We start from the raw sequence: 12,027 nt of genomic DNA on the forward strand, positions 1-12,027 counted from the left end.
CCTCCGTGGTGCGACGTGCGGTGGCGGGGACGGCCATCATCGGGCTGCTGCTGACCGCCTGCGGCACGACCACGGAGGAGCCGGCGGCCGGGTCGGCTGCCACCACGACGGCCCCCGACCCGACGGAGCCGGCGGCGCCGACGACGGCGAGCGAGCCGGAGCAGATCACCGTGCTCGCGACCGGCGACGTCCTCGTGCACCAGGGCCGGGCGCTGACCGCCGGCGCGCGGCAGGCCGACGGCAGCTACGACTTCTCCGGGGTCTTCGCGCCGGTCGCCCCGCTGGTGAGCGCGGCCGACCTGGCCATCTGCCACCTGGAGACGCCGGTGGCGCCGGACGGCGGCCCGTACCGCGGCTATCCCAGCTTCGCCGTCCAGCCCGAGATCGTCGACGCCCTCGCCGGCGCCGGCTACGACCTGTGCACCACGGCCTCCAACCACTCGCTGGACGCCGGCTTCGACGGGCTGGTCCGCACCCTCGACGAGCTCGAGGCGGCCGGCATCACCCCCGAGGGCACCTACCGGACCGAGGCGGCGAGCGAGGAACCGACGATCGTGGACGTCGACGGCGTCCGGGTGGGTTCCGTCGCGGGCACGTTCAGCCTCAACGGCGTCCCGCTGCCGGCCGGGCGGGAGTGGTCGGTCGACGTCGTCCCGGTGCCCGACGTGACGCCGATGCTGGAGGCGGCCGCCCGGGCGCGTGGAGCCGGTGCCGAGATCGTCGTCGCCAGCCTGCACTGCTGCACCGAGTACCGGCACGACCCGACCGCGGCGCAGGAGGCCGCGGTGCGCACGCTGCTGGCCTCGCCCGACGTCGACCTGGTGCTCGGGCACCACGCCCACGTGGTGCAGCCGTTCGAGCGCATCGACGGGGAGTGGGTCGCCTACGGGCTCGGCAACCACCTGGCCGAGCACGCCACCCGCGGGTACCCGACGGAGGACTCCGTTGCGGCGCGGTTCACCTTCACCCGGGGGGCGGACGGCCGGTTCGCCGTGACCGCGGCCGAGGCGGTGCCGCTCGTGATCGACATGGGCAGCGACGCGGTCACCGTGCGGCCCGCGGATCCGGCCACGTACGACCGCGTCTCGGCCGTGCTCGACCGCCGGGGCGCCGTCGCCGACGGGCTGGCGGTCGTCCCCGGGTAATGGCCGCAGGCCCGGCCGGGGAGCGCACTAGGCTCGGGGCCGGCGTCGGGCCTGCCCGGTCGCCGACGACGACGCCGCAACGACCCCCGGGAGCTCCTGTGTCCACCCCGCCCTCGCCAACCGCCGTCGGCCCGATCCGGGTGCCGGCCGGGACGACGGCGCAGCAGGCGCTCAAGGACGCCGGGGTGCCCCTCAAGGGCCCCGACGGCGCCGTCGTCGTCCGCGACCTGGCCAGCGGTGACCTCAAGGACCTCGCCTGGGTGCCCGACGCCGACGCCGAGGTCGACCCGGTCGCGGCCGCCAGCGCCGAGGGCCGCGCGGTCATCCGGCACTCGGCCGCCCACGTGCTCGCCCAGGCCGTGCAGGAGCTCTTCCCCGGCACCCGGCTGGGCATCGGGCCGCCGGTGGAGAACGGCTTCTACTACGACTTCGACCCGGAGCGGCCGTTCACCCCCGAGGACCTGCAGGCCCTCGAGAAGAAGATGACCGAGATCGTCCGGGCCGGGCAGCACTTCGCCCGCCGGGAGATCAGCGACGCCGATGCCCAGGCCGAGCTCGCGCACGAGCCGTACAAGCTCGAGCTGATCGGTCTCAAGGGCGGTGCCGGGGAGGCTGCCGAGGGGGCCGACGTCGAGGTCGGCGGCGCCCAGCTGACCATGTACGACAACCTCGACCCGCGCAGCGGCGACCGGGTATGGACCGATCTGTGCCGAGGCCCGCACCTGCCGCGCACGTCGGGCATCCCGGCGTTCTCCCTCACCCGCAGCGCCGCGGCGTACTGGCGCGGCAGCGAGAAGAACCCGCAGCTCCAGCGGGTCTACGGCACCGCGTGGGAGAGCAAGGACGCGCACAAGGCCTACCTGGAGCACCTGGCGGAGGCCGAGCGCCGTGATCACCGCCGGCTCGGCGTCGAGCTGGACCTCTTCAGCTTCCCGGACGAGATCGGCTCCGGCCTCCCCGTCTTCCACCCCAAGGGCGGGGTGATCAAGCGGGAGATGGAGGACTACGTCCGGCGCCGGCACCTGGAGGAGGGGTTCGACTACGTCGGCACCCCGCACATCAGCAAGAGCGGGCTGTTCGAGACCTCCGGTCACCTCCCGTACTACGAGGAGACCATGTTCCCGGGCATGGACCTGGACAACGCGAAGTACTACCTCAAGGCCATGAACTGCCCCATGCACAACCTGATCTTCCGGTCGCGCGGGCGGTCCTACCGCGAGCTGCCGCTGCGGCTGTTCGAGTTCGGGTCGGTCTACCGGTACGAGCAGTCCGGCGTGGTGCACGGCCTGACCCGGGTGCGCGGGTTCGCCCAGGACGACTCGCACAGCTACGTCACCCCCGAGCAGGCCCCGGGCGAGATCCGGCACCTGCTGCACTTCGTGCTCGGTCTGCTGCGCGACTTCGGCCTCGACGACTACTACCTGGAGCTGTCCACGCGCGACGACTCCGACAAGTTCATCGGCTCCGACGCGGAGTGGACGGTCGCCACGGCCGTCCTCGAGGAGGCGGCGAAGGAGACCGGCCTGGAACTGGTGCCGGATCCGGGCGGGGCGGCCTACTACGGGCCGAAGATCTCCGTCCAGGCCCGGGACGCCATCGGGCGCACCTGGCAGATGTCGACGATCCAGTACGACTTCAACCAGCCCGCGCGGTTTGGCCTCGAGTACACCTCCGCCGACGGCGGGCGGCAGCAGCCGGTGATGATCCACTCGGCGAAGTTCGGCTCGATCGAGCGGTTCTTCGGTGTCCTCACCGAGCACTACGCCGGCGCCTTCCCGGCCTGGCTGGCGCCGGTGCAGGTGGTCGGCATCCCGGTCACCGACGAGCAGGTGCCCTACCTGACCGACGTGGCGCTGAAGCTGCGCGCCCGCGGCATCCGGGTGGAGATCGACGACTCCGACGACCGGATGCAGAAGAAGATCCGCACCGCCAGCAAGCAGAAGGTGCCGTTCGTGCTCATCGCGGGCGCGACCGACGCCGAGGCCGGCGCGGTCTCCTTCCGGTACCGCGACGGCAGCCAGCGCAACGGCATCCCGGTGGACGACGCCGTCGGGGAGATCGCCGCCTGGGTCGCCGCCCGCAGCAACGCCGACCCCACGGCCGACAACACGGCGGTCCCCGGATGACCACCGGCCCGAACGAGCCGTACCGGGTCGCCGTGTCCTCCGACGACGGCGGCCCGGCAACGGTGTTCGAGCACCTGTGGACGCCCTACCGGATGGCCTACATCCGGGGGGAGGGGAAGCCCACGGGCTCCCACGACTGCCCGTTCTGCGTCATCCCGACCCTCGACGACGAGGCCGGGCTGGTGGTCGCGCGGGGGACGTCGGTCTTCGCCGTCCTCAACCTGTACCCGTACAACGCCGGCCACCTGATGCTGGTCCCGTACCGGCACGTGCCCGACTACACCGACCTCACCGCCGAGGAGGTGGCCGAGCTCGGGGCGTTCACGCAGACGGCGATGCGGGTGGTGCGTGCGGTCACCGGCGCGCACGGGTTCAACATCGGCATGAACCAGGGTTCGGTGGCCGGGGCCGGCATCGCCGACCACCTGCACCAGCACGCGGTGCCGCGCTGGGGCGGGGACACCAACTTCATGCCGGTCGTCGGTCTCACCCGGGTGCTGCCGCAGGTGCTGGGGGAGACCCGCGCGCTGCTGGCCGCCGCCTGGGCCGAGTACGTCACACCGGTCTCGGAGGCCTGAGTGCTCGGCGTCAACGCCCGTCCCGTCGTGGCCAAGGTGGTGAACCCCCTGGCCGTCCGACTGGCGCGCATCGGGGTCACCCCGGACATGGTCACCATCACCGGGACCGTCGGCGCCGTGGTGGCCTCCGCCGCGCTCATCGCCACCGGGCACCTGTTCTGGGGCGCCTTCGCGGTGACCCTCTTCGTGCTGCTCGACATGCTCGACGGTGCGCTGGCCCGGCTGCGCGGCGGGGGCTCGCTGTTCGGCGCGGTCCTCGACTCCACCGGCGACCGCGCCGCGGACGCCGCGATCTTCGGTGCGCTCGTGTGGTGGTTCTCCGGAGCGGGGGACAACCGCCTGCTGGTCCTGCTCGCGCTGCTCTGCCTCGTGCTCGGGGTGCTGACGTCCTACATCAAGGCGCGCGCGGAGGGCATGGGGCTGGCCTGCGACGTCGGGGTGGTGGAGCGCACCGAGCGGCTGATCCTCGTCCTCGTCGGCACCGGCTTCACCGGGCTCGGGATCCCGTACGCCGTCGACGTCGCCCTGTGGGTGCTGCTGGTCGGCAGCGCGGTCACGGTGGGGCAGCGCGTCCTGGCCGTGAAGCGGGCGGCGGCCGGCCGGCGGATCACCTCGTGAGCGGGGCCCGGCAGCAGCTGGCCGAGCGGCTCTCCGACGCCGGCTACGCCGCCGGCTGGCGCGCGGTGCGCGCGCTCCCCGAGCCGGTCGCCCGGGCCGCCTTCGACCGCGCCGGCCGCTGGACGGCCGGGCGCGACGGGGTGGGCGTCCGCCAGCTCCGGGCCAACCTGCGCGTCGCGACGCGCGGTGCGCTCAGCGAGGCCGCCCTGGACGACCTCACCGCCGAGGCGCTGAGCTCCTACGCGCGCTACTGGCAGGAGGCGTTCCGGCTGCCGACCCTCACCGCCGAGCGGATCCGCCGGGACACCGCACTCCCCGGGATCGAGCACATCGCCCGTGCCCGCGAGGAGGGGCGCGGCGTGGTCATCGCCCTGCCGCACAGCGGCAACTGGGACGCGGCCGGTGCCTGGTTCGTCGACTGGCTCGGCGGACCCTTCATGACCGTCGCCGAACGGCTGAAGCCGGAGTCGCTCTACCGGCGCTTCCTCGAGTACCGGGAGTCCCTGGGCATGCGGGTCGTGCCGCTCACCGGCGGCGAACGGCCCAGCGCCGACGTGCTGCGGGAGTGGCTCGCCGACGGCGGCGTGGCGTGCCTGCTGGTCGACCGCAACCTCGGCGCGGGCGGCGTCCCGGTCACCTTCTTCGGCCGCGCGGCCACCATGCCGGGCGGCCCGGCGCTCCTGGCCGACCGCACCGGCGCCGCCCTCGTCCCGGCCGTCGGCCAGTTCACCGACACCGGCTGGCGGGTGTGCGTCCACCCCGAGGTGCCGGTGCAGGGGCCCGGCCGGCTCAAGGACCGGGTGGCGACGGCGATGCAGGGCGTGGCCGACGCGTTCACCACGACGATCGCGCAGCGGCCCGTGGACTGGCACATGCTCGGCCGTGTCTGGCCCGACGTCCCCGCCGACCCGCCACGGCGCGGCGAGGGAGCGACCGCCTGATGCGCGTCGGCCTGGTCTGCCCGTACCGCTGGGACGTCCCCGGCGGGGTGCAGTACCACGTCCGCGACCTGGCCGAGACGCTGCGCGGCCTGGGCCACCACGTGGAGGTGCTCACGCCCGCGGAGCGGGAGGAGTCGGTCACCGACCCCTTCCTCACCTTCGCCGGCCGGACCGTCCCGGTTCCCTACAACGGCTCGATGGCCAGCCTCCAGTTCGGCCCGGTCTCGGCGGCGCGGGTGCGGCGCTGGCTGCGCGAGGGCCGCTTCGACGTCGTCCACGTGCACGAGCCGGCGACGCCGTCGGTGTCGCTGCTGGTCTGCATGATCGCGACCGGCCCGATCGTGGCGACGTTCCACGCGGCGACGACGCGCTCGAAGTGGCTGGCCGTGGTCGGCCCCATGGCGCGGCCGTGGCTGGAGAAGATCAGCGGCCGGATCGCCGTCTCGGACTTCGCGCGCCGCGTCCAGGTGGAGCACCTCGGGGGAGACGCGGTGATCCTCCCCAACGGGGTGCACGTGCCCTTCTTCGCCGAGGGCCCGGCGCTGCCCGGCTACGGGCGCGGCACCGGTGGCCCGCCGACCATCGGCTTCCTGGGCCGCTACGACGAGCCGCGCAAGGGCCTGCCGGTGCTGCTCCAGGCGATGCGCGAGGTGGCCCGGGAGCACCCCGACGTGCGTCTGCTGATCGCCGGCCGGGGGGACGCCGACGAGCTGTGGCGGCTGGTGGGGGAGGAGCTGCGGCCGAACGTGACGCTGCTGGGCGAGATCTCGGAGGCGGACAAGGCGGCGTTCCTCCGGTCGGTCGACGTGTACTGCGCCCCGAACCTGCTCGGCGAGTCCTTCGGCGTGATCCTCATCGAGGCGATGGCGGCCGGTGCCCCCATCGTCGCGAGCGACCTGGACGCGTTCTCGCGGGTCCTGGACGGTGGCTCCGCCGGTGTGCTGGTGCGCCGCAACGACCCCGCGGCCCTCGCGCGGGCCCTCGGTGCGCTGCTCGCCGACCCGGCCCGCCGCGCCGAGCTGGCGGCCTGCGGGTCGCAGGCCGCCGCGCGGTACGACTGGCAGGTGCTCACCCGCCGCATCCTCGCCGTCTACGAGACGGTGCTGCCCCCTGGCGGGGGTGTGGTCACGGTGGGTGACGACGACGACTTCCCGGGTGTGCCGCCGACAGGCACCGCGGCGCAACCTCCCCGCATCCGGCGCGCGCGCCGCTAGCCTCGGCCCCCGTGACGTCCCAGGCCTGGTTGCTGCTCGCCACCGGAGTCCTCCTGGTCCTCGTCGCCTGGACCGGCTGGACCCTGACCCGGCTGCGCCGGCTGGCCGCCCGCGTCGACCGCGCGTGGGCCGCCCTGGACATGCAGCTGCAGCGTCGCGCCGGCCTGGCCGGGGAGCTGGCTCGGAACCACCCCGCGGCCCTGGGCGAGGCGCTGGCCGCACGGCTGGCCGCCGGAGCCGCCGAGGCGCGGGCCGCCCGGACCGACGGGGATCGCGAGCTGGCCGAGAACGCCCTCGGGCACGACCTGCGCGAGCTGCCGGACGAGCTGCCGGGGGTGCCGCCGGCGCTGCGCACCGACCTCGACGGCACGCAGACGCGGGTGGCGCTGGCCCGGCGGTTCTACAACGACGCCGTCCGCGACACCCGGGAACTCCGCGGCGGCCGCTTCGCGCGCTGGGCCGGGCTGCACCGGTCCCGTCGGCTGCCGCGCTACTTCGACATCGACGACCGCGTCGGCTCTGTGAGCAAGGACGCGGACCCGGCCGGTCGCCCGGCGGGCTGACGGCCGTACCGTTGTGCGCCAGTGACCTCGTCTACCCGAAGGCGGACAGCAGTGGCAGCGCAGATCGACCCGACGGACACCTCGACCGGGACCGACCGGGTGAAGCGCGGCATGGCCGAGCAGCTCAAGGGTGGCGTCATCATGGACGTGGTCACCCCGGAGCAGGCCAAGATCGCCGAGGACGCCGGCGCGGTCGCCGTCATGGCGCTGGAGCGGGTGCCGGCCGACATCCGCGCCCAGGGCGGGATCGCCCGGATGAGCGACCCCGACATGATCGAGGGCATCATCGACGCCGTCTCCATCCCGGTGATGGCCAAGGCGCGCATCGGGCACTTCGTCGAGGCCCAGGTGCTGCAGTCACTCGGCGTGGACTACATCGACGAGTCCGAGGTGCTGACCCCGGCCGACGAGGCGCACCACATCGCCAAGAGCGCGTTCACCGTCCCGTTCGTCTGCGGCGCCACCGACCTCGGCGAGGCGCTGCGGCGCATCTCCGAGGGCGCGGCGATGATCCGCTCCAAGGGTGAGGCGGGCACCGGCAACGTCGTCGAGGCCACCCGGCACATGCGGTCCATCCGGGCCGGCATCAAGGCGCTGGGCACGCTCGACGAGACCGAGCTGTTCGTCGCGGCCAAGGAGCTGCGGGCGCCGTACGACCTGGTGGCCGAGGTGGCCCGGCTCGGCAAGCTGCCGGTGGTGCTGTTCACCGCCGGTGGGATCGCCACCCCGGCCGATGCGGCGATGATGATGCAGCTCGGCGCCGAGGGCGTGTTCGTGGGCTCGGGCATCTTCAAGTCCGGCGACCCGGCGCTGCGCGCGGCGGCCATCGTCCAGGCCGCGACCTTCTTCGACGACCCCGACGTGATCGCCAAGGTGTCGCGGGGCCTGGGTGAGCCGATGGTCGGGATCAACGTCTCCACGTTGCCGGAGAGCGAGCGGTACGCCACCCGCGGCTGGTGACGTACGACCCGGGGGTGGGGCCGGACCGCATCGCGGGCCTGGACCTCGCCCGCGGGCTGGCCGTGCTGGGCATGTTCGGTGCCCACCTCCGCATCAGCGACGAGCTGCACGCGGACCCGTCGACGTGGGGGGCGGTCGTCGACGGCCGCTCGTCCATCCTGTTCGCCACCCTGGCCGGCGTCTCGATCGCGCTCCTCACGGGGCGGTCCCGGCCGGCCGACGGCGTGGACCTGGTCCGGGCCCGGCTGCGCATCCTCGTCCGGGCCGCGTGGATCGTCGCGATCGGCGCGGTGCTGGAGTGGCTGGACACGTTCGTCGCGATCATCCTCGGCGTCTACGGCACGCTGTTCGTGCTCGCGCTGCCCTTCCTCCGCCGGCCGACGCGGCGGTTGCTCGTCGCCGCGGGGGTCGTGGCCGTGGCGGGACCGCCGCTGAACGCGCTCCTCGGCCAGGTCCTGTCGGCCGCCGACGCGAAGTCCCACTACGTCGCGGAGCTGCTGGTCACCGGCACCTACCCCGCGATGCTCTGGCTGGCGTTCGTGCTGGTCGGGCTGGCCGTCGGGCGGCTCGACCTGGCTGCCACGGGCGTCCGGGCGCGCCTGGCCGGGGCGGGCGCGGCCGCCGCCGTGCTGGGCTACGGGGGCGGCTGGGTGAGCACCCGGGCCGTCGCCGACGGCGTCTCGTCCGCCGGCCCCCGGGAGGGGTTCGCCTCGCCGGTGGGGGAGTGGGAGGCGGCGTGGCTGACGGGAGCCGAGCCGCACAGCGGCACGACCTTCGAGCTGGTCGGGTCGTGCGGCGTCGCCTTGCTCGTGATCGCCGGCTGCCTGGTGGTCGCCGACCGGCTGCCGCTGCCCACCGCTCCGCTGCGTGCCGTCGGCGCGATGGCGCTGTCGGTCTACACCTTGCACATCGTCGCCCTGTGGGCGCTGCTGCTCACGGGCGATCCGGCCGCCGCGCGGGGCGTCGGCGTGTGGCTGCTGTTCGTCCTGACGGCGCTCGCGGCGGCCGGCACGTGGCGGTGGAAGCTCGGGCGGGGACCGCTGGAGCGGCTGCTGACGTGGAGCTCGTCGCGCGCCGCCGCCGTCCAGCCCACGCGGCGGACCTGAGCCGGCACGAGTGGGCCGACGACGGAGGCGCCGCGGGGCGCGCCGTACCGTCGGACCCCGTGTCCACCGTTTCTGCCCGGCCCGTGATCGGGGTCCTCGCGCTCCAGGGCGACGTCCGCGAGCACCTCGCGGTGCTGCGCGCGGAGGGCGCCGAGCCGCGGCCGGTCCGCCGCCCGGAGGAGCTCGCCGAGGTGGACGGGCTGGTCGTGCCCGGCGGCGAGTCGACGACGATGGCCAAGCTCGCCGGCCGGTTCGGCCTGCTCGAGCCGCTGCGCGACGCCGTCCGCGCCGGGCTGCCCGCCTACGGCACCTGCGCCGGCATGATCCTGCTGGCCGACCGGCTGGTCGACGCCCCGCCGGGCCAGCCGACAGTGGGCGGGCTCGACGTCACCGTGCGGCGCAACGCCTTCGGCCGCCAGGTCGACTCCTTCGAGTCGCACGTCGAGCTGGCGGGCGTCGACGGCGGGCCGCTGCACGCCGTCTTCATCCGTGCGCCGTGGGTCGAGCAGGCCGGCCCCGGGGTCGAGGTCCTCGGCCGGGTCGTCGGGGGTCCGGCCGACGGTAGGATCGTCGCGGTCCGCCAGGGCGACGTGGTGGCCACCAGCTTCCACCCCGAGCTGACCGGGGACCGCCGGGTGCACGCGCTGTTCGTCGACATCGTGCGCCGTCACCTGGCCGACGCAGGCCGGATCGACGACGCCGGCAGGAGAGGAGAGCCGTGAGCGGCCATTCCAAGTGGGCGACGACCAAGCACAAGAAGGCTGGGATCGACGCCAAGCGCGGCAAGCTCTTCGCCAAGCTGATCAAGAACATCGAGGTCGCGGCCCGCACCGGCGGCGGTGACCCGGCGGGCAACCCGACGCTGTTCGACGCCATCCAGAAGGCCAAGAAGAGCTCGGTGCCCAACGACAACATCGACCGCGCGGTCAAGCGCGGGTCCGGCGCCGAGGCCGGGGGCGTCGACTACCAGGGCATCACCTACGAGGGGTACGCCGCCGGCGGCGTCGCCGTCCTCATCGAGTGCCTGACCGACAACAAGAACCGGTCGGCCATGGAGGTCCGCACGGCCATGACCCGCAACGGCGGGTCGATGGCGGACCCGGGATCGGTCTCCTACCTCTTCTCCCGCAAGGGCGTCGTGGTGGTGCCGCAGGCCGACGGGGTCGACGAGGACAGCGTGCTCATGGCGGTCCTGGACGCCGGCGCGGAGGAGGTGCGCGACCTCGGCGACACCCTCGAGGTGCTCTGCGAGCCCGGCGACCTGGTCGCGGTGCGCACCGCCCTGCAGGACGCGGGGATCGAGTACGACTCGGCGGAGGCCGGCTTCCAGCCGAGCGTGCAGGTGGAGCTCGACGTCGACGGCGCCGGCAAGGTCTTCCGGCTCATCGACGCCCTCGAGGACCTCGACGACGTGCAGAACGTCTACGCGAACTACGACGTCCCCGACGAGGTCATGGAACAGGTCGCGGCCGACGCCTGACCTCACCGGGCGTGTTGGCGGGGTCCGGTCGTCCCTGCCGGTTAGCCTCGGTCGAACACCAGTTCGGCCGACAGGAGCGTGACCATGCGGGTGCTCGGCATCGACCCGGGCCTCACCCGGTGCGGGTGGGGAGTGGTCGACGGGCGCCCCGGGGCGCGTCCGACGGCGGTCGGGGTCGGCGTCGTCCGCACGCTGCCGGAGCTCGACCTCGAGCTCCGGCTGCTGGAGCTGCACACCGCCGTCACCGCGCTGCTGCGCGAGCACCGGCCGGACGTCGTGGCGATCGAGCGGGTGTTCACCCAGAACAACAAGGGCACCGCCACCGGCACCGCCCAGGCGGCCGGGGTCGCGGCGCTCGCGGCGGCGCAGGCCGACCGGCCGGTCGCCTGGCACACGCCCAGCGAGGTGAAGGCCGCCATCTCCGGGAACGGCCGCGCGGACAAGGAGCAGGTCACCCTCATGGTCACCCGAGTGCTCGGCCTCGGCGCCGCGCCCAAGCCGGCCGATGCCGCCGACGCCCTGGCGCTCGCGGTCTGCCACGCCTGGCGCGGGCCGGCGCAGCAGCGCCTGCGCACGGCTGCGATCGCCGGCGGGATCGGCGCGCCCGTGCGCGCCACCACGCTGCCGCGCTGGACGGGGGTGGCGGCCCGATGATCGCCAGCGTGCACGGCCGGGTCGCCGCGGTGGGGCCCGACGGCGCCGTCGTCGAGGTCGGCGGCATCGGGCTGTCGGTGCAGTGCACCCCCGGCACGATCGCCCGGCTGCAGGTCGGCGAGGCCGCGCGCCTGGCCACCAGCCTCGTGGTGCGCGAGGACTCGCTGACGCTCTACGGGTTCACCGACGACGACGAGCGCCAGCTGTTCGAGCTGCTGCAGACGGCGAACGGCGTCGGCCCGCGGCTGGCCCAGGCGGTGCTGGCCATCCACCCGCCGCGGGAGGTCCGCAGGGCGGTGTCGACCGCCGACGTCAAGGCGCTGATGCAGGTGCCCGGCATCGGCAAGAAGGGCGCCGAGCGGCTGATCCTGGAGCTGCGGGACCGCCTCGGCTCGACCAGCACCGACACCTCCTTGGACGGTCCCGCACCGGCCGGGCTGCCGCCGGTGACGCCGGTCGCCCCCTGGCGGGACCAGCTGACCTCGGCGCTCGTCGGGCTGGGCTGGAGCGCCAAGGAGGCCGAGACCGCGGTGGGGCAGCTGGCCCCGGTGGCCGACGAGCAGCTCGCCGCGACCGGCACCGTCGAGGTCGCCGTCCTGCTGCGGCAGGCCCTCCAGCTGCTGGGTAGGACGTGACCGCCCC

At 74.4% G+C, this 12,027-nt stretch carries 13 protein-coding genes; all 13 read left to right on the forward strand.

Translation table 11 applies throughout. The features are described from left to right. Positions 1–5 precede the first annotated feature (5 nt). Positions 6–1,145, forward strand: a complete 1,140-nt coding sequence (locus ABDB74_RS08335; protein ID WP_346623213.1) for a CapA family protein — start codon at positions 6–8, stop codon at positions 1,143–1,145. 98 nt (positions 1,146–1,243) lie between these two features. Further along, positions 1,244–3,271: a threonine--tRNA ligase gene (thrS, locus tag ABDB74_RS08340; protein WP_346623215.1), complete on the forward strand. Its 2,028-nt coding sequence runs from the start codon at positions 1,244–1,246 to the stop codon at positions 3,269–3,271. Then, entirely contained in the window at positions 3,268–3,849 is a 582-nt protein-coding gene (locus ABDB74_RS08345; RefSeq protein ID WP_346623216.1) for an HIT domain-containing protein, read from the forward strand. Before thrS ends, ABDB74_RS08345 begins: the two co-directional genes overlap by 4 nt. Beyond that, the gene (gene pgsA / locus ABDB74_RS08350; RefSeq protein WP_346623217.1) at positions 3,850–4,467 is read left to right on the forward strand and encodes a phosphatidylinositol phosphate synthase; all 618 of its coding nucleotides are present in this window, start codon (positions 3,850–3,852) and stop codon (positions 4,465–4,467) included. Beyond that, a complete protein-coding gene (locus ABDB74_RS08355) occupies positions 4,464–5,408 on the forward strand; it encodes a phosphatidylinositol mannoside acyltransferase (protein ID WP_346623219.1) in 945 nt (314 codons plus the stop codon). The genes pgsA and ABDB74_RS08355 overlap by 4 nt, the downstream gene beginning before the upstream one ends. Further along, the gene (locus ABDB74_RS08360) at positions 5,408–6,622 is read left to right on the forward strand and encodes a glycosyltransferase family 4 protein (RefSeq protein WP_346623220.1); all 1,215 of its coding nucleotides are present in this window, start codon (positions 5,408–5,410) and stop codon (positions 6,620–6,622) included. Before ABDB74_RS08355 ends, ABDB74_RS08360 begins: the two co-directional genes overlap by 1 nt. Before the next feature lie 11 nt (positions 6,623–6,633). After that, entirely contained in the window at positions 6,634–7,185 is a 552-nt protein-coding gene (locus tag ABDB74_RS08365; RefSeq protein ID WP_346623222.1) for a hypothetical protein, read from the forward strand. Between the two features lie 63 nt (positions 7,186–7,248). Further along, positions 7,249–8,145 (forward strand): pyridoxal 5'-phosphate synthase lyase subunit PdxS, encoded by an 897-nt coding sequence (gene pdxS / locus ABDB74_RS08370; protein ID WP_407062170.1) that lies wholly within the window; start codon positions 7,249–7,251, stop codon positions 8,143–8,145. Then, positions 8,142–9,251, forward strand: coding sequence for a heparan-alpha-glucosaminide N-acetyltransferase domain-containing protein (locus tag ABDB74_RS08375; RefSeq protein ID WP_346623224.1), 1,110 nt, complete (start codon positions 8,142–8,144; stop codon positions 9,249–9,251). Before pdxS ends, ABDB74_RS08375 begins: the two co-directional genes overlap by 4 nt. Positions 9,252–9,310: 59 nt before the next feature. Then, entirely contained in the window at positions 9,311–9,973 is a 663-nt protein-coding gene (pdxT, locus tag ABDB74_RS08380) for a pyridoxal 5'-phosphate synthase glutaminase subunit PdxT (protein ID WP_346623225.1), read from the forward strand. Next, positions 9,970–10,731, forward strand: coding sequence for a YebC/PmpR family DNA-binding transcriptional regulator (locus ABDB74_RS08385; RefSeq protein ID WP_346623226.1), 762 nt, complete (start codon positions 9,970–9,972; stop codon positions 10,729–10,731). Before pdxT ends, ABDB74_RS08385 begins: the two co-directional genes overlap by 4 nt. Before the next feature lie 84 nt (positions 10,732–10,815). Further along, positions 10,816–11,385, forward strand: coding sequence for a crossover junction endodeoxyribonuclease RuvC (gene ruvC, locus ABDB74_RS08390; RefSeq protein WP_346623227.1), 570 nt, complete (start codon positions 10,816–10,818; stop codon positions 11,383–11,385). Beyond that, entirely contained in the window at positions 11,382–12,020 is a 639-nt protein-coding gene (gene ruvA, locus ABDB74_RS08395; RefSeq protein ID WP_346623228.1) for a Holliday junction branch migration protein RuvA, read from the forward strand. The genes ruvC and ruvA overlap by 4 nt, the downstream gene beginning before the upstream one ends. The last annotated feature ends 7 nt before the right edge of the window (positions 12,021–12,027 follow it).

The sequence above is a fragment of the Blastococcus sp. HT6-4 genome (assembly GCF_039679125.1).
GTDB lineage: Bacteria > Actinomycetota > Actinomycetes > Mycobacteriales > Geodermatophilaceae > Blastococcus > Blastococcus montanus.